This window comes from Helicobacter sp. 11-8110 (assembly GCF_003288905.1).
GTDB classification, from domain to species: Bacteria; Campylobacterota; Campylobacteria; order Campylobacterales; family Helicobacteraceae; genus Helicobacter_D; species Helicobacter_D colisuis.
Genome location: NZ_NHYL01000009.1, coordinates 33510 through 53102, shown reverse-complemented (window position 1 = coordinate 53102; position 19593 = coordinate 33510). Strand labels below are relative to the sequence as shown.

Here is a 19593-nt window from a genome sequence, read left to right as displayed (position 1 = left end):
AGAGAAGAGAGTTCTTTAACTTTAGAATCAAGTTGTTGTTTAGTGGAATCTAATTCTTTTTGAGCAGAATTGAGTTGATTCTTAGTGGAATCTAATTGAACTTTAATGGTATCAAGTTGATTCTTAGTTTGGATGAGTTGTTGAGTTTTAGAAGTTAATTCTTTTGTGACTAGCTCATTTCTTTCCAAATTATCACAAAGCTTCTTGTATTCCTTATCATCAATTTCCCTAAAAGGAATATAATCTTCTTTTGTTGAAGTAGAGCGTAAGATAAAAAAATCTCTGCCAAGCCTATAATCTATCATAATTGGAACATTCATCGATAGATCATTTCTATTGAATCTATGGCTTGATGAAGCAAATCTTCCCCAAAAATCTGCATCACCATAATTACTTATCCAAATCAGATCACATTCATCGTAAAATCTAGGATCAGATATTACACTATTCCCAAAAGCAGTCTGTCTTCTAAAGACATTACTAGCCGCTAGAGTAAAAAATCCATCTTTAAGCACCTTATCGATATAATTACTGAGAATTAATGGTTGAACACATAATATATCAGGTCTCATAAACATAAAAAAATCGTATTTTATATTATTTTCTTTCGAATATTCTTCTCTTAAACGACATACTTCTGCTAAGGAATAACCCCTTACATCCATAAGCTCATCTTTTATCTTTCTAACATCACTATGAATATTCTTATTTTGTTTCTCAATTTTAATTGCTTTTAAACCATAAATTTGATTAAGCCACTTAACATCTTCATCATCTATTTTTTTTTCATTTAAATCCAAATTGCAATAGAATCTATATCTCGATGTTACATAATTAGTTGTGCTCCAAACATCCCAAGTATGCATAAAAACACTTATCTCACAACCCCTTAAAACATTAGGATTAATGACATTTTCCATAAGCTTTGGGTATGTTTCCCTAAAAGTCCTTAAATGCCCAACAAAATGCAAAGCTACTCTCATAATGCGCCCTTTCCTCTCAAAACCTGACACAAATAATCTATGTGACTATAAGTACTATTTTCATATTTAGCAAGAAACATAATCTGATCCAAATATGCAAGAGGTTGCCTTCTATATCCTTCTATAGTTTCTGCTGGAATTTTACAAAGCAAATTTTCCATAAATTCATTCCACCTATCTTTTCTTAATGCCCCAATATATCTATCTGCTTCTTCACAAAATCCATTCTTAAGCATTAAATCAATCAACATGATTCTAAAAGCATTATTTTCTTCATCGTACTGGATAGCTTTTTCTAAAAACATCTTTTTTTGCTCATAAGAATACTGCTTATCATTCATTGTAATATAATAACAATACGCAAAGGAATATGATTTATAAAAATTATTATAAACAATATTTGAATTCAAAATGATATCTATTTGATCTTGGGTAGAAAATATATCGCCAAAACTTTTAAACTCGCATTTTTTACCTATTAAGGATGCTAACTTCATATAAAGTGATGAATTTGTGCTATATACTCTTGTGAGCTTTGATAACAACTTTAAATCAAATATTGTTTTTTCCATTTGGTTTAATTTTATGCCTTCACGGCAAAAATATTCAGTCAAAAACACTTGCTGTTTAGAAAAGACATTAAAATTTTCTTGGATTTTTTTTATTGTTTTACTGTCTTGACTAAATAAAACAACTTTCTTAGCATTCTTTATTGCCAAATTAATTAAATTATCAACAATTTCCAAAGGAAAAAATCTGCTCATAATAAGTGGCTTAAAAACTACCTTTCGATAACCTGAGACTAATACATTATCCCCCCCTCTAATATGGATCCCAATAAAATCATCTCCAATATCATCAACCATACTCAAAATAAATTTTATTCTGGGTGTAAATTCTATGCTATTCCAGATGTTAGCAAATTCTTTTTTGTAATCATCCATATCAATATCCGGAACAATACTCGAATTTAATGTTCCGTTTCTCCACCAACCAAGCATCGTGCCATATTCTCTATTTTTTAATCCAGCAATTCTCACAATATTTAAAGATTGCAAACATTCTAATTTACGATTGGTGCAAGAAAATTTTTTTATATAATCTTCATCAAAAATATTCTCCTCAGTATCAACAAACATTGAATTATCATCTTGCCTTCTAAATGAGGGCCACCAAAACGCAAACTTTAAATTTGCTTTATCAGCCAAATACTTCGCATTAATAAAGGCAAACATTCTTGCCCCAAACCCATCTTGTCTGACTGGTATAATTACTCCATTTTTTTCTTGAGTTTCAATCTTTTTTGCAAAAATTTGCACTCGTTTTAATGCCAAAGAAAAATCACCGAGCAGACTCAATTTGATATATCTTGCTTTTGTTCTTCCAAATACTTGGATTGTTAATATATTAACCTCATCATCCCACACAAACAAATCGTTGCTCATGAGATACCACTCTTTATTATCAAAAGAATAGCGCACTTCTATGAAATTAATCATTTTCGGCATTAATATATTGCTTTCTATTTTAATAATTTCTATTTTTTCTTCACTACCTAAATCTATCTTCCACCATGGATCTCTTTCTAAGGCTGTATAACAAGCATATGGTAAATTTTGCTCATAAATATATGGATTAACTGCTCTACAAGCATCATTGTCTTTGGACATTTTACATACAGAACTCTGCGTTGCCATTTTTCCTATAGCAACATCTATCAAATCATCTTCTTTCCAAAACATAACTTTAACTTTCTCCTTTTGAGGTAATTTTTTCCATTTCAATTAATTCTATTTCAATATCTCCATTGGATAGAGAAGGGAGCATAAATATTATCTTTTCGCTACCTCTGTTTTCAACAAAATAATATTTTCCAAAGCGCAATTTAACCTTCTTAATTGAAGTTACATAATAATACAAACAAAACTCATCATTCTTTTTAATAAGATTTATTTTTAATAATAAGTATTTGGATGTTGCTGCAATGGGTATTTCATGCCTTATTATATCATTATTTTCATTTCCCAAAGCAATATTTGTTTTATTGTCAATAATAGAGCAAAATAAATCTAATGTGGATTTAGCTATACAAACATAAAACCGGTCATAATACATTAAACTAAAATCATTTTCATCTATCACAGAAATATCACCTGCTAAAGAAAACACATTAGAAAAAAATATATTTTTCCCAGTTTTATGTGTTCTGAGATTTTTTACCGCAATATACTTTTCATTATTCTCCCCAACAATCCCACCAAGAATTTTTAATCCATTTTTATTCCTATGGAATTTCAATTCAGAAACCTCCAGCTCATCATTTAAAGCAATATGATAATACATCTTATATATACTGCTATCATCCATTATTTTTATATAATCTTTTTCAATACTAAAAATGCAATTGCCTGGAAAATTCCAATTCTGGGTAAATTTTTCTTCTTTAGCAGAAATCACTTTATCAACAATAAAAAAAATGTCTTTTTTTATATCAACAAAGATAGCTCGAAAACGCTTTACATTTTCATATGGTTCATCCAATAATACATAATAGCATTTGTCTTTATAAGACAAATTTGTCATTAAATGGGTTTCACTATTCCATAAAAATTTCTCTGCTTTCTCTATAAAAACAACATTATGAGATAATGGACTTTGCAAGAAATTTCTATAAGGAGTTTTTTGATATCCCCCAAATCCACCATCCATCAAAATCATTCTGTTTTTAGAAAAATATGTTAAGCTCATATGATCATTGTGTCCGTGAATAATTCGAGCTGGACCAAACCTGATAGAATACTGCGAAGCAGTTTGCTCCCAAGAGCTTCTCCCAAAAACATATCCTCTCTTATAAACTTTTGTTAAGGGATAAGATTTATCCATCATAATAGCATTATAATGCTCATTTAAATCACTGCCTATTAAATTAAAATTTGGGATAATGTAAGGGGTATCTCCTAACGGAAGATACTTCCCATTAGGAACTAGCGAGTATTTTAAAAATATGCTTGCTTTTTTTATAACTTCTCCCAAACCTACACTCTCGCATACACCCATAAAATTAAATAGGTTTAAAACATAAGAAAACCTAACCATGTTGTAATGATGATATAGTATAGCTTGCTCATTAGTTACACCCTCTTCATCAAAAGCAAAATTAAAGTTCTCCATTATCCTACGAACAATCTTGTCTTGAATACCCCAGCTTTTTAAGATAAATTCAGCTTTTAACAGGACAATATTTTGATCTAACCCATGATTCCAATTGCCATCATAATTTTCATCATTCAATAAGTATTCAACATGTTTTGTTATAGAGGAATAGAGCCAAAATGGCACCTGATTTTTATCTGCCAAGCAATAACAAAGCAACAAAAAATCCAACCTTAATGCAACTGTATGTCCAGACCATACCTGTTCATGTTTTTGATTAGCCTTCTCGTTCCATGTGCACCAATTTTGCACATGCTTAAAAACTAATTCTCTAGATTCTCTTGTTATAATCTTACTATGCAGTAATAAAACCAAAGATCTAGACAATGTATGAAAATGCCATGCATCCGTCGAATCCATAAAGAAAGTCTTATCCCAATCCCCCTCAGATACAACCAAAAAATCCGGTATTTTATTACCACTATGACCTTTCAAATATCCTTTTTTTACCTTTGAGTATTGCTTCTTTAGAACATCAATACTTATATCTTGATATAACTCTGGGAAAAAAACTTCCATCAACTCTTCACTCATTAAAACCTCCTCTCAATATATGTTTTGCCAAATTGCTATAGTTCAGCACAACATAAAATTAGAGACTCATTTAAAATCATCAAATAACTCTAAAAGCTGATGATATATTTTTTCATAGCCATATTTATTAATTATAAAATTTCTATTTTCCATGCGTATTTGATTTATTTTGTCTTTGTTATGCATTGTTTCTTGAATATAACATAAAGCTTCTTGTGTGTTATTAATTGTCCAATCTTTTTTATAAATAATGTCAGATTCTTCCCAATTCCATATTACAGGAATACATCCAGATGCAACACCATCAGCTAATGCATAGTGAAACGATTCAAAATCACTAGGTGATAAAATAAAATCTATTTTTTGATACCACTCAGGCATATTGTTATCATATCCATCAAATATCACTGCATTTTTTAACCTAATATTTTTTTCAATTCGATCGTATTGTTTATAATAATATTCAAGCTCTTGAATTCTTCCTGGGGCATGCATCCACTCATATTGTTCGGGCCTCATACCTTTGATATACAATTTAGCTTCAGGATATATTTCTAATATATTTTCTAATAAATCCAAAGCTCTATCCAAGCGCTTACTTTGTGGTGTAATACCAACCATACCAAAATTGAAACCAATTTTTTTTTGTAAATTATTACACTCAAAATCATCAGTTAGTACATAATTCGGGATAATACAAGTACCTTCCTTTGTCCAACCAAAAATATCCAATGCTAATTTTCTAATCCTATCTGATACAAAAACAATTTTATCGACATTTTCTATATTAAGTTGGCGTCCAAATTTCATAGCCTTTTGTCTCACTTCTTGCGCATGAATGCGAACTAAAAGCTTATTACATTTTGCAATATTTCTTGAATACCAAACAGCATTAGCTAAACCCCATTCGCAAAATATTACATCTGAATTTTGTATGCAATATTCACTTCTATCCAAATATTTGTTATCTCCCCACTCCCATAAATCTTTATCAACTTTAAACCCCAAAGATTTTAAATAGGAATAAAAATGGTCTATAAATTTATAGTCATGACTTGCAATTGTAATTTTTTTATTTTTTACATCGCCAAGCTTGTCTTTAAAAAAATTCTTACGATTTTCAAACAAATATGGAGAAACTAATGCTTTGTAATCGATTTTAATTGGAGTCTTATTTTCTATAACACCCTCTAACTTATCAATTTCATCAATAAAATACGGATATTGATCACCAAAAAGTTTCTTATTAATTCTGCTTGGATAGCAAATTATAGGCTTCTCCAAAACCAATGATTCTAAAACCTTTGTTGAAATCTCCAAAGTATGTTGTTCAAAATATCTAGGCCTAAATCCATAAAGATAATCCACAGAAGATAACTTTTGTAATGTTTGCTCACGATTTAAATTCGAGCAATATTCAACAAAATCATAAGTTAAACACTTTTTAATTTTTTCAACAAACTCAGGATAATTTCCAAAATCGCTTCTTGCGCTAATTTTGCTAGACACAATCAGTAACTTTATTCTTTTGCCTTTCTCATTTAACTCTTTGACTTTTAAAATCAATTCTAAAACACCCCATTCAGGCTGAATTTTTCCACCATAGCCTATAACAATTTCATCAGATTTTTCTTTAATATAATTTTGTTTTTTACTTTCAGAAAAAACAACTGGGGGAAAATAATAACTATTGTCAAAATTAACTCCTATATTTTTTTCGAGATACTCTTTCATTTCTTGAGTTTGCCACAACCAAAACTTAACATGACGATTAATAGCTTTCAATGAGTAATGTGCAGATTCTTTTAGTTGTATACCCTCTTGATTTAAAGTATAAAAATCAGTCAAATACGGAACCAATCTATATTTAAAATTATTATTCTTAACAAGCTCTTGAATAATTGCCATTCCCCTAGCAACTAAAAGTTGAATATTTGGGGTAATATAATCGATATAATTTAATATTTGAGATATTTCGGCTATTGACAATTCTTCTTTTAAATTTAAATCCTTTGGTTCAAGAACCAGATAATTATTCTCTCCTCTAGCCATAAAATTGGAAACTATCAAGTCATTTTTGATATTCGCCTTAGAAAATACAATCACATTTGCATCTAAAATAGATAAATTAAAAATGGACGATAGCCATATTGAAGAACCATCAACAACATTAAGATTTACATCTCCATACAACAAAATAATTGGCTTATTTTGATTACATTTAACAAAATTGGTTAGTTTTGTATTTGTATAAATCGATTTATACAAATCTTCAGTTTTTGCTTCTGAGACTATCTGCTTTGGGGTAGCATCATCTTTTCGAAACTTAAATATTTTTTTTGCCTTTAAAATTAGGCTAACTACTTTTTGCTTTCTTAGTTGATTATATTTAAATTCATAAAAACTGGCTAGACGTTTATATTTTAATCTAGAGCCTTTATAATCTTCTAGTTCTTTAAAGCATTTTTCGTATAATCGTTTATATTTTAATCTAGAGCCTTTATAATCTTCTAGTTCTTTGGATAAGATTTCATTAGATTTTATTTGTTCTTCATATGTTGTTTTATAATCTTCTAGTTCTTTGGATAAGATTTCATTAGATTTTATTTGTTCTTCATATGTTGTTTTATAATCTTCTAGTTCTTTGGATAAGATTTCATTAGATTTTATTTGTTCTTCATATGTTGTTTTATAATCTTCTAGTTCTTTAAAGCATTTTTCGTATAATCGTTTATATTTTAATCTAGAGCCTTTATAATCTTCTAGTTCTTTAGATAAGATTTCGCATCTAAAATTAAGTATTATTTTTTCATCATTATATTGAATATTAATATTTTTTTTTGCCAGAATAGCTAATAAGTCAAGATTGGTATTCTGTATCCCAATAATTTCTAATTTATATCGACCAAACAAATTAGATATATTTGTATTTGCTTTAAAGTCCTCTGTGCTACAAAAACAAATTGCGGCTGAATTCAATTCAAATACTTTTCCTAGGTCAATCATATCAGCAAGATTAACCAATATTATTGAATTATTTGTTACGTCCTTTAAATTATCACTATATGGCAAAACAAATTCATCTGAAATTCTGCAATACTTTTCAATATTAGCATCTTTAGTTAAATTCACTATATTGCCAAAGTTATTATTTTTAAAATAATTTATAATATCAACAATTCTCATAACAATCAACCTTTTCTTTGAAAAATCATAAAACTATTTTTATTAGATAAAATATTATACGGAATCACTTCTTGCAACAAAAAACCAAATGCTTCTAATACCCTAGTATATTTTTTCTTATTGCGATATTTAATATACTTCACCTTGTCACCTATTTCATTTTCATCATCGACCGCATCTACAAAATCAGAAATAATAATAATTGAATTATTTTTTGCGTGATACGCTAAATTCTTAACAGAATTCTCCCATAAGATATTCTCTACTATATGAAACATTACATCTATACATACAATAACATCAAAAGACTTGGGTAGAAAAAAATTATTAAGCTCACATTGCTGAAAGAAAATTTGTGGATATTTATCCTTACAGAAGTTAATTGCTGATAAACTGCTATCTATCCCAGCAACAGAATATCCAGCAGATAGAAATCCATTAGAAAAAAACCCTTTTCCACATCCAGCATCTAAAATATCTAATGGTCTCTTCCAAATATTATACTTACCAATTAACTTTAATGCGATCGACAATCTATGAATATAAAATTCAAAATTCTCAAAGTCACTTATACCCTTATCACCACCTGAATACAAGCCAAGCTTTTCATGTCTCCGATTCCAAAAATCAACAAGATCATTCTGCTTCATAATTTTCCACAAAACTTAAGATATTTTTTCTCTGAAAAACAGTATTCTGAATACCCGCAAACTCTCTATGCTTAACTAACATAACAACAATATCTGCTTCCTCTAATGCCTGATTTAGACAGACCAGACTTACATTTTTATCTTGCAGTCTTAATGGAAGTTCTTTTATATTTGGTTCTACAGCCAATATCTGATACTTTTCATTTGCAAGTCTAGCAACAATATCTAGTGCTGGAGACTCCCTTAAGTCATCAATATCTGGTTTAAATGCCAATCCTAGGCAAGCAATTTTAGACTGCGATATGCCTTTCACTCTTTCTTTGATTTTTTTTATGACAAAATTTGGTTTATCATCATTGACTTCTCTAGCTGTTTTGATGATTTTAGCTTCATCTGGATTTTGATGCACGATAAACCACGGATCTACGGCTATACAATGTCCGCCAACTCCGCACCCTGGCTGCAAAATATTTACTCTAGGATGGCGATTGGCAAGTTTTATAAGCTCCCAGACATTTATATTTAATTTGTCGCACAAGATGGATAATTCATTGGCAAAAGCAATATTTACATCCCTAAAAGAATTTTCGGTAAGCTTTGCCATTTCTGCAGTTCTAGCATCTGTCTTAATACATTCACCTTTTACAACAATTTTATACAAATCCACTGCATGCTCTGTGCATTTTTTTGTCATCCCTCCAATGATTCTGTCATTCTCTATCAATTCTCTTATAACCTGTCCAGGAAGAACCCTCTCTGGACAATGTGCTATTTTAATATCTGATGTTTCACCACACTGATGTGGGAAAGTCAAATCCACCCTCTCTTCTGCAATCCATCTAGCCATCTGCTCTGTAGCACCCACTGGGGATGTTGATTCTAAAATCACCAAATTCCCCTTTTTTAAGACTTTTGCTACTGATTTTGATGCGGCTTTAATATAGTCCAAATTTGGCTCATGATTATCTCCTTTAAATGGAGTTGGCACGGCAATAATAAAAGCATCGGCTTCTTCAGGCAGCATTGAAGCCTTAAGAAACCCGTCGTTTACTACTGAATGGACTAAAATATCCAAATCTGGCTCAACTATATGGATTTTACCTTGATTTATAGTATCTACCGCATGTTTATTTATATCAACACCTACAACCTTAACCTTCCTACTAGCAAAAACAGCTGCTGTAGGCAATCCTATATAACCAAGCCCTATTACGCATATTTTATTAAAATTATTCATATTCTCCCTTTAATAATATATCTACAATTCTCTCACACGCCTTTCCATCGCCATAAGGATTACATGATTGACACATCTTTTTATATTCATTTGTATCATCAATCAGCTTTTGAGCTTCCTTAATAATATTGTCTTTTTTTATGCCTACTAACTTCACTACCCCAACCTCAACCGCTTCTGGTCTTTCCGTTGTTTCACGCATTACCAATATGGGTTTTCCAAGGCTTGGAGCCTCTTCTTGTATTCCACCAGAATCTGTAATGATAAAATAAGATTCCGACATAAGATAAACAAACTCTTCATATCTAAGTGGACTTATAAGGTAAATATTATTTATATTCGAAAGAAGCGATTTTACTGGTTTTTGCACATTGGGATTTAAATGCACTGGATATACAATATCGATATCTGGATTAGCAATTGCGATCGCTTTCAATGCTTCGCAAATCTGTAAAAAACCTTCACCAAAATTTTCCCTACGATGCCCTGTAACTAAAATAAATTTTCTATCGTTGCTTATTTTATATTCATTTTCAATGGAAGATAAAATTTTTGTTCTAAATGCTGAATCATTTTTTATTTTTTCTACCATATAAAATAACGCATCAATAACTGTATTACCAGTTACAAAAATATTCTTTTTATTCTTCCCTTCTTTTATAAGATATTCAGCACTTTTAGTTGTTGGAGCAAAATGAACACTAGATAAAACCCCCACAATTTGCCTATTTGCCTCTTCTGGCCAAGGATTATAGATGTTATAAGTCCTAAGTCCAGCTTCCACATGTCCCACTTTAATTCTGCTATAAAAAGCTGCCAAAGCGCCAACAAAAGCTGTTGTAGTATCACCATGAACCAATATGATATCTGGCTTAAAGCAATTATAAACCTCTCTTAACCCTAAAAGCATTGTTGAAGTGAGATCATACAGATCCTGATTAGGCTTCATAATATTTAAATCGTAATCAGGAGTTATTTCAAATACTTCTAAAATCTGATCCAACATCTCTCTATGTTGTGCAGTAACACAAACCCCAAGCTCAATCCCAACTCCTTGTTGAATCCTTTTTATTACAGGAGCCACTTTTATGGCTTCTGGTCTTGTGCCAAAAACAACCAAAACTCTCACAAAAAACCCCTTTAAAAAGCCAAAATATGAAATACACCTAGGTATTTTAATAAATTTTTATTTATAATTACATAAAATTTATAAACATACTCAAAAATTTAGGATACCAATGCAACAATTAACTATAGCTTTAATAGCAGACACATTAACAAAAGAGGCTCTTTTGCATGAGGCAAAAATACTTGATATAACACCTACAAATTATAAATCCTTGCTTAAAAACTACAAAATTGATTTTTTGTTTATTGAATCGGCATGGATGGGGCATAAAGATAGCTGGAGATATAAAATTGCTTCATATTCGCCAAAATATAACTTCAAATTTAAGTTTTTAAATTATATTTTGAACTTCTTATTTCCCAGAAATAACAATGCTTTAATAAAAGCAATAAAGTATTTTCAACAAAAAAATATTCCATGTATTTTTTGGAATAAGGAAGATGGTATCCACTTTGATCGTTTTATAAATAGTGCAAAACATTGCGACTATATCTTTACTGTTGATGAAAATTGCATAGAAAAATACAAACAAATTGCCAAAAAAGCAAAGTGCGTAGATGTTTTACCCTTTGCTATCCAACCCAAATTTCATAACTTTACAGGTTTTAACTTTCAATTCAATAGTGCAAACTTTGTGGGAAGTTATTCTAAGCATATCCATGAAAAGCGCAGATTATGGCAAAATGCTATGTTTAATGCCTGTAGTAAAATTTGCGGACTAACTATTTTTGATAGAAACTGCAAAAGAACTTCAGACAATTATCGTTTTCCCACTTTAAGTAACACCCATATTCTTCCTGCAATCCCCAATCAAGAAACAGCTCAAATCTATAAAGATTATCTAATTTCCCTTAATGTCAATACAATTGAAAACTCGCCTACAATGTTTTCAAGAAGACTCATTGAAATTATTGCCTGTGGTGGGATTGCCATTACAAACAACACTCCTGCAGTAGAAAAATATTTTAAAGACTATTGTTTTGCTATACAAGATATTTCCGAATTAGACGAACTACTCTTGAGATTATGTAAATATGGTCCGACCAAAGAAGAATTGCAAAAAATTGAAGAGGGTGCTAAATATATCGCCAAATATCATACTTGGCAAGTCCGCTTGGAACACATATTAAAAATCATAAATACTTATAAGTAAAAAAATAATGACATTCTATCTTTACAATATCCGACAACTTTTCTCAACAAAATGCTTCAAAGGCTGGGGGCGTAAAAAATCCGGTAAAAATGCTCTTTTTCTTGCCAAAAAATTTGGTGGTAGCTATCTCTTGCTTGAAGATGGCTTTATCCGCTCTTTTGGCTTGGGCATAGAGGGTTCTCCAAGCTTCTCAATCGTACAAGATAATCTTGGAATCTATTATGATTCTACTACCAAAAGCCAACTAGAAAATATCCTAAACACCTATGATTTTAATACCAATCCTACCCTGCTAAAAACCGCTAAAGAAGCCATTAATCTCATCACCACCCACCACATTTCTAAATACAATCACGCTCCAGATGTTCCACAAAATTATTTTGCTCCCACAAATTCCACTCCCACAAGAATCCTCATCATCTCTCAAACTCAAAATGATTCTAGCCTAATTTATGGCAATGCCAATGCATTCACCACCTCCCAAATCATCCAAGATGCACTCACAGAAAACCCCAATTGTGAAATTTATCTCAAAATTCACCCTGATGTGCTAAGCGGTCGCAAAAAATCTGACTTCAATCCAAGCGAGATTCCCGCACAAATCAAACTTATCTATGAAGATTTTAACCCCATATCCTTACTAAAGCACTTTAAAAAAGTCTATACCAAAACTTCTCAAATGGGATTTGAAGCCCTGCTAGTAGGCTGTGAATGCGTATGCTATGGAATGCCCTTTTATGCCGGTTGGGGATTAACTATTGACAAACAAACTTGTCCTAGACGCAAACGTAAATTAAAATTAGAAGAAGTTTTTGCAGCAAGTTATATTCTTTATTCTCATTATTATAATCCCTTTTACGAAAGAAAAAGCGATATTTTAGATACCTTGCAAACCCTTATTTGCTACAAACATTACTATATAAAAACCAACAAAAAAGCCTTTATGTTTGGATTCTCCACTTGGAAGCATACATTTATCCCACCCTTTATGCCAAATTTTAATCCCAAAAATATTATTTTTATTAATCCCCTTTTTAGCTCTCATCTTAAAGTTGCATTCAAAAAAGGCTTACTCCAAGAAGCCCTTAAACAAAACTGCAAAATTTTCATTTGGGGGCGAAAATCCTTTAGCGAAATCGAAACCTTTGCCAAAGAACATTCAATCCCACTCACACGCGTAGAAGATGGCTTCATTCGCTCCATTTCATTAGGCTCTGATCTCACACGCCCTTTTTCTCAAGTCTTTGATGAATGCGGAATCTACTTTGATGCCACTACCAAAAGCGATTTAGAAACTATTCTAAATCACGCCAACTTTAGCCAAACTCTGCTTGAAGAAGCAAAAATTTTAAAAGATAAGATTCTTACAAGCAAAATCTCTAAATACAATACCAATCCTCATAAATTCCTCAATCTCCCCCCAAATCAACTCAAGATTCTAATCACTGGGCAAGTGGAAGATGATGCCTCTATCATCTATGGTGCTAAAGGACGCACTAATTTATCACTACTCAAAGAAGTGCGAGAAAAAAATCCAAAAGCCTATATTCTCTACAAACCTCATCCTGATGTGCTAAGCGGAAATCGAATCGGAAATATCCCCTCTTCTATCGCGCTACAATATTGCGATGAGATTCTAATTGACATTAGCTTACCTTCTTGCTTAGAAGCTGTTGATGAAGTGCATACGCTCACTTCTTTAAGTGGATTTGAAGCCCTGCTATATGGCAAAAGGGTGATTACTTATGGAATGCCCTTTTATACAGGTTGGGGATTGACTATTGACAAACAAACTTGCCCTAGACGCACAAGGAAGCTAACCCTTGATGAGCTCATTGCCGGTGCTTATATCCTCTATCCTCGCTATATTCACCCAAAAACACTACAACTATGCCACCCACTTGCCCTTATTGATGCCCTAGAAGAAGAGAAACAAAAGCTCCAAAACAATCGTTTCTATGCCCTAAAAAAACGCCTTTACTCTCTCCTTTCAAGAAAAGCCCAAAGGTTCTTACGCCTTTTAGCGATTAAATAAGATTCCTACTCCAATGCGATTAATCGAATTATTATAATCCCTTAAACTCTCACCATAACCATTAAAAAACTGCAAATAAAAATAAAGATTCTTGTAAATAGGATAGGAATAATCCAGCAAAATAGAACCACGATTATCGCTTCTTAGATTATTTCTCAAAGTCGCACTCACCAAATGCTTTTTCCACAAATACCCCACACTAAGCTCTCCATATCCCAAATATTTTGTAATATCTCTATTATCATCTTTATTAGGATCTTCTGGGATTCTATACCAAGCCCTAAGCGATAAGGCAAAATTCTCATAACTATAAATCCCTTCTATAAAGATTCGATCCCAACTTCTAGAATGCTCTAAATCTCCACCATTGCTTTGGTGCAAATAACCAAAATTAACTCGCTCAAAAAATAAATCATGCGCCTTTAATGGATAGCTCAAATACAAACTTGGCGCATAATTACTTTCCCTAAAAGGCTTAGAATTATCTGAATCATAAAGCTGCCAAAAACTCTGCTGCGTATAGGCAAAATACAAATCCAAATCCTTAAACACCAAATCATTATACAATCGCTTTTTAATGCTAATTTGAAATTTTGTCTCGGTTTGTTTGCCTTGATTGGGTTCTTTTGAGGTGCTAATATTGGCAGGTAAAATATAATTAAATCCATCTGGCTCAAACCCCAAAATCCCTCCCATAAAGCGATTTCTCTCAAACCTCCCTTCATATGCACTCTTTTCTATATTAGGAGATGCATTAGTTATAGTCGCCTCTTCTTTTAAAGCCTTAGCTAACTTGTTTTTGTTTTGATTCTCTGTTGCTTGTTTTTTGCTCTGATTTGAATCTTCTTGGTTTGAATCTTTATGAATAATCGTCAAATAAATTTTCTCATCTTTTTCTACCTCTAAGGTAATATGCTTTGATTCTTTACTATCAAGATTAAGCACTTTTTTAACCCTCATTTTTTCATCCAAAACAAGAATTTTTAGATTTTTTTGTGGCAAAAACTCTAAATCCCCAATCCCTTCAAACTCCGCCCCAAAAGCAAAAATGCTAACCCAAGCTAAAAATAAAATTTGTCTTATCATTGCTAAATCAAAATTCTCTCCCATCAAAGTTTTAAAATTTATCATTATACAAGTAAATAAAAGATAAAATACTTAATTTTAAATTCCAAAAAAACAAAAAATAATTTAAAAGTGGCTAGAGTAAAATGAGAGATGTTATTGAGGCGTTATTTTTTAGAGAACTAAAAACGCGTTTTGGAAAAAACCGAAGATTAGGGTATTTTTGGGTTATTGGTGAGCCTATGACACATATCCTCTTTTTTCTTGTTATTTTTACTCTCATTCGCGCAAGATCTATTCCACAAGTCCCCATTGAAATGTTTTTAGTAACAGGATTTGTGCCCTTTTTTATGTTTAGAAATATCGTAACACAGATTATGGCTGGAGTGCAAGCCAATCGCGCACTCATTGCTTACAAACCTGTTAAACCCATTCATATTTTCATAGCTAGAGCACTTTTAGAAATGGGGATTTATTTTTCTGTTTTTATTCTTTTTATGGTGCTATTTGGCTGGTTTTTGGATTTGCCGATTCTCCCCATTCATTTTTTGGAAGTTTTTATTGCCTTTTTGGGATTGGCTTTTTTAGGCTTTTCTCTAGGGGTTTGCTTGGCTTTTTTAAATAGCGAGTTAGAATACGCGCAAATTTTTATTAACTATGGAATAAATATCTTGTATTTTGGATCGGCTGTTTTATATCCTTTGTGGATTCTTCCTGATCATATTGTAGAATTCCTGCTTTATAACCCTGTTTTACAATTTCTTGAGCTTTTAAGAGAAAATTATTTTGATGGTTATCCAAAGATTGAAGGTATTAATTTTACCTATCCCTTTTCATTTGGCATTATTTTGCTTTTTATTGGGCTTTGGTTTTATTATTTCCGCTACAAATATCTAGGACAAATCCGATGATACAGCTTAAAAATCTCACCAAATCCTACCCGCTTAATAGTGGCAAAAGACATTATGTCTTTAAAGATCTAAACTTCACTTTCCCTGATAATTGTAGCATTGGATTAATGGGCAGAAATGGCGCAGGTAAATCCACTTTAATGCGAATCCTAGGGGGTATGGATATGCCTGATAAGGGCAAGGTAATCACTGATAGAAAAATCTCTTTCCCTATTGGGCTTGGCGCATTTTTTCAAGGCACACTCACTGCAAGAGATAATATTAAATTCCTTACACGCGTTTATGGCTACAAAGGTGAAGCACTCAAAGAAAAAATTGCCTTTGTAGAAGAATTTGCCGAGCTTGGAAAATTCTTTGATGAGCCTGTTAATGTGCTTTCATCGGGGATGAGAGCTAGAGTTTCTTTTGGGATGAGTATGGCATTTGATTTTGATTATTATCTCATTGATGAAGCAGGAGCCGTTGGTGATCCAGCCTTCAAAAAAAAGAGTGAGAAGCTTTATCAAGAAAAACTCAGCAAATCTAAGGTCATTCTTGTTTCTCATAGTCTTTCAGAGATTCGCAAATGGTGCGATAAAATCATTCATCTTGACAATGGAGTGGTAACAATTTATGATGATGTGGAAGAAGGCATTAAAGCCTATCAAGGAAAATAAATGGAAAAATTAAAAATCTTGTTTCAAAAGCCAAAGGCACAAAAAATTTCAACCTATCTAAAAAGCTTTAAAATCGTATATATTCTTATGATTCCAGTGATTTTATATTATTTATTCTTTGCTGCAGATAGGTATGTGAGCTCCATGATTTTAAGTGTGCGCTCAATGAGCAATGATATTTCTCCTGTGAGTGGTTTGGCTTCACTTGTAGGAATTAACACGGGTGCTAGAGAAGATGTGCTCTTTTTGCAAGAATACATTCACTCACTAGATATGCTAAAGATTCTAGATAAAGAAGTGCATTTAAAACTTCTCTACCAAGCACAAAAGAAAGATCCTTTTTTTGCACTCACACAACAATCAAGTCAAGAAGATTTTCTTAAGTTTTATCAAAATCGAGTTAAAATCATCTTTGATGATGTTTCTGGACTCTTAAAAGTTGAAGTTGAAGGTTTCACTCCCCAAGATTCAGAAATGATTGCTAATGCAATCTTAAAAGAATCCGAACGCTTTGTAAATGAAGTTTCTCATAAGGCTGCTAGAGAGCAAATGGCATTTGCCGAAAAAGAATTACTGAAAGCCAAAGAACGATTGCAAAATGCCAAAAACAATCTTTTAGCTTTCCAAGCGCGTTATGGAGTTTTTGATCCCCTAAAACAAGCTGAAGCTAAAGCAAGCCTTACTAACACGATTGAAAGTCAAATTTCCACCAAAGAAACCGAACTTGCCACAATGCGTAGCTATCTTAACGAAGATGCCCCTCAAATCGTGATGTTAAAATCAGAAATTGATGCACTAAAGGAGCAACTTGATAAAGAAACTTCCAAGATTGTTTCCACCAAAAGTAGCAAAAGATTAAACGATCTTGCCGCAAAGTTTCAAGATCTAACCATTGAAGCACAATTTGCACAAGATGCTTACACAGTGGCGCTAACCTCCATAGAAACCACACGAATCGAATCAAGCCGTAAAATCAAACAGCTTGTTGTGATTCAAGGGGCAAACAAACCAGAATCCCCAACCTACCCAAGAACACTGTATAATATTATCACTATTTTTGTCATTCTTTCAGTGATATATGGAGTCGTTAAACTAATTACCATGATTATAGAGGAGCACAGATACTAATGAAAAAATTATTCCAAATCTTATTAATAACTATTTTTGCGACACATTTTGCTTATGGAGTTGATATTTCTTCTATCACGGGTATTCCCAGCACTTCTGCCACTCAAAATACTCCAATGGATTTGCAAATCTCAAATCCCAGTACCACACCTAATGCTTCCACGCAAACGATGCAGACTGCTCAAATCCCCATTCTCCCACCTGTATTTGGTGCAAATCTCTTTAATGGAAACTTTACTAAAGCCTCTCAATCCCTTTATAATCCTGATTACAAAATTGCCATTGGCGATAAGATTAACTTTAGAATGTGGGGGGCAGTTGAATTTCAACAAGAATTAATGGTGGATTCACAAGGCAATGTTTTTGTGCCTGGAGTAGGCGCAATCAATTTGCTTGGAGTGCGCAATGGAGATCTTGTTAGAGTATTAAAACAAGGTATTTCTAAGATTTACAAAAAAAATGTATTTGTTTATGCTGATATGAATGTTTATCAAAATGTCTCGGTTTTTGTAACTGGAAGTGTTAATAAACCCGGACTCTATCAAGGACTAAGCTCTGATTCCATTATTCAATATTTAGACAAAGCCTCTGGAATTAATCTGGATTATGGAAGTTTTAGAAATATTGAGATTCTAAGGGATAATAAAGTGGCTTTACAAGTGGATTTGTATGATTTTCTCTTTAGTGGAAAAATGAAACTTTTTCCTTTTAGAACGGGCGATGTAATTTTAGTAAAAAATCTTGAAAGCTATGTTTTTGTCCAAGGTGATGTGCAGAAACCTTTTAGATTTGAATTAAAAGATGATATTAAAACCCTAGAAGATCTTGCAAGAATCTCTGGAGCAAAACCTATTGTAACTAATGCAATTGTGCGTTCCTATCTTGCTAACAATAAAATCGATATTAACTCTTACAAGCAAAAAGAATTTGCAAGTGTTGCTTTAAAAGTCGGCGATGAAGTAGAGTTTCGCCCTGATTATAGCGCAGAAAATATTACCATTGAAATTCAAGGTGAGCATAATGGAATGCACTCAATGGTTGTCAAAAAGGGCACTACCCTTGCAGAAGTTGCACTTAAAATCAAACCCAACCCACAATCTAATCTAGATGCTATTCAAGTCTTCCGCCAAAGTGTTTCCCAAACGCAGAAAAAACTCATTGAAGCTCAATTAAAAGAACTAGAAACTCTAGCACTCACCTCCTCATCTGTAACCGCCCAAGAAGCTTCTATGCGTGCAAGTCAATCTAAAATGGTGCTTGAATTTATTGAGCGCGCAAAAAGTCTCACACCAAAGGGTCAAATTGTGCTTGAAAACAAAAGTGCCTATGCCACTACGGTTCTTGAAGAAGGGGATGTTATTAATATCCCAACTAAAAACAATCTTGTCTTGGTGCAAGGAGAAGTGGCATTGCCTGGTGCTTTTATCTATGAAGAAGACAAAAATCTTAACTATTATATTAAGCTTGCTGGAGATTTCACAGAAAGAGCTAATAAAAAGCGTATTCTTGTCATTCGCGCCAATGGAAAAGCAGAACGCTATGATTCAAGCTGGTATTCCTTTGCAAGTGCGCCAAGTCTCAAACCAGGCGATTCCTTGCTTGTCTTACCTGCCATTGAAACAGGTAGAGGATTGCAAATCACAAGTGTCTTAGCGCAAATTCTTTATCAAATTGCTATTGCTACAAGCGTAGTTTTAGATATTAACAAATAAT

At 32.3% G+C, this 19593-nt stretch carries 14 protein-coding genes; 6 read left to right on the top strand and 8 right to left on the bottom strand.

Annotation, left to right across the window (positions count from 1 at the left end; genetic code table 11):
* The 7 genes from CCY98_RS07365 to wecB form a co-directional block, all read right to left on the bottom strand.
* Positions 1-983 (bottom strand): hypothetical protein (locus CCY98_RS07365; protein WP_181566568.1); only part of this gene is annotated, 983 nt, incomplete at its 3' end.
* Positions 980-2725 (bottom strand): hypothetical protein, encoded by a 1746-nt coding sequence (locus CCY98_RS07360; RefSeq protein ID WP_146743787.1) that lies wholly within the window; start codon positions 2723-2725, stop codon positions 980-982. The genes CCY98_RS07365 and CCY98_RS07360, both read right to left, overlap by 4 nt.
* A gap of 4 nt (positions 2726-2729) precedes the next feature.
* Positions 2730-4730, bottom strand: coding sequence for a heparinase II/III family protein (locus CCY98_RS07355; protein WP_112057908.1), 2001 nt, complete (start codon positions 4728-4730; stop codon positions 2730-2732).
* 66 nt (positions 4731-4796) lie between these two features.
* A complete protein-coding gene (locus tag CCY98_RS07350) occupies positions 4797-7916 on the bottom strand; it encodes a hypothetical protein (RefSeq protein WP_112057907.1) in 3120 nt (1039 codons plus the stop codon).
* A 5-nt stretch (positions 7917-7921) separates the two neighbouring features.
* Complete coding sequence (locus CCY98_RS07345) at positions 7922-8566, bottom strand: class I SAM-dependent methyltransferase (RefSeq protein WP_112057906.1); 645 nt, start codon at positions 8564-8566, stop codon at positions 7922-7924.
* Positions 8553-9803 carry a UDP-N-acetyl-D-mannosamine dehydrogenase gene (gene wecC, locus CCY98_RS07340; RefSeq protein WP_112057905.1) on the bottom strand — a complete coding sequence of 417 codons (1251 nt, stop codon included), beginning with the start codon at positions 9801-9803 and terminating at the stop codon, positions 8553-8555. The genes CCY98_RS07345 and wecC overlap by 14 nt, the downstream gene beginning before the upstream one ends.
* A complete protein-coding gene (wecB, locus tag CCY98_RS07335) occupies positions 9796-10932 on the bottom strand; it encodes a UDP-N-acetylglucosamine 2-epimerase (non-hydrolyzing) (RefSeq protein WP_112057904.1) in 1137 nt (378 codons plus the stop codon). Before wecB ends, wecC begins: the two co-directional genes overlap by 8 nt.
* Positions 10933-11041: 109 nt before the next feature.
* Between wecB and CCY98_RS07330 the strand changes: the two genes are divergently transcribed.
* Positions 11042-12085, top strand: coding sequence for a glycosyltransferase (locus CCY98_RS07330; RefSeq protein WP_112057903.1), 1044 nt, complete (start codon positions 11042-11044; stop codon positions 12083-12085).
* A gap of 7 nt (positions 12086-12092) precedes the next feature.
* Positions 12093-14120, top strand: a complete 2028-nt coding sequence (locus CCY98_RS07325) for a capsular polysaccharide biosynthesis protein (RefSeq protein WP_112057902.1) — start codon at positions 12093-12095, stop codon at positions 14118-14120.
* Here CCY98_RS07325 and CCY98_RS07320 read toward each other — a convergent pair.
* Positions 14106-15206, bottom strand: coding sequence for a phospholipase A (locus CCY98_RS07320; RefSeq protein ID WP_258439801.1), 1101 nt, complete (start codon positions 15204-15206; stop codon positions 14106-14108). The genes CCY98_RS07325 and CCY98_RS07320 overlap by 15 nt on opposite strands.
* 125 nt (positions 15207-15331) lie before the next feature.
* Between CCY98_RS07320 and CCY98_RS07315 the strand changes: the two genes are divergently transcribed.
* The 4 genes from CCY98_RS07315 to CCY98_RS07300 are packed head-to-tail and all read left to right on the top strand — an operon-like array spanning position 15332 to position 19592.
* Positions 15332-16096 carry an ABC transporter permease gene (locus CCY98_RS07315; protein WP_112057901.1) on the top strand — a complete coding sequence of 255 codons (765 nt, stop codon included), beginning with the start codon at positions 15332-15334 and terminating at the stop codon, positions 16094-16096.
* Positions 16093-16752 carry an ABC transporter ATP-binding protein gene (locus CCY98_RS07310; RefSeq protein WP_112057900.1) on the top strand — a complete coding sequence of 220 codons (660 nt, stop codon included), beginning with the start codon at positions 16093-16095 and terminating at the stop codon, positions 16750-16752. The genes CCY98_RS07315 and CCY98_RS07310 overlap by 4 nt, the downstream gene beginning before the upstream one ends.
* Positions 16753-17880: a capsule biosynthesis protein gene (locus tag CCY98_RS07305; protein ID WP_112057899.1), complete on the top strand. Its 1128-nt coding sequence runs from the start codon at positions 16753-16755 to the stop codon at positions 17878-17880.
* On the top strand, positions 17880-19592 hold the full coding sequence (locus tag CCY98_RS07300; RefSeq protein ID WP_112057898.1) for a polysaccharide biosynthesis/export family protein: 1713 nt from the start codon (positions 17880-17882) through the stop codon (positions 19590-19592). The genes CCY98_RS07305 and CCY98_RS07300 overlap by 1 nt, the downstream gene beginning before the upstream one ends.
* The last annotated feature ends 1 nt before the right edge of the window (position 19593 follow it).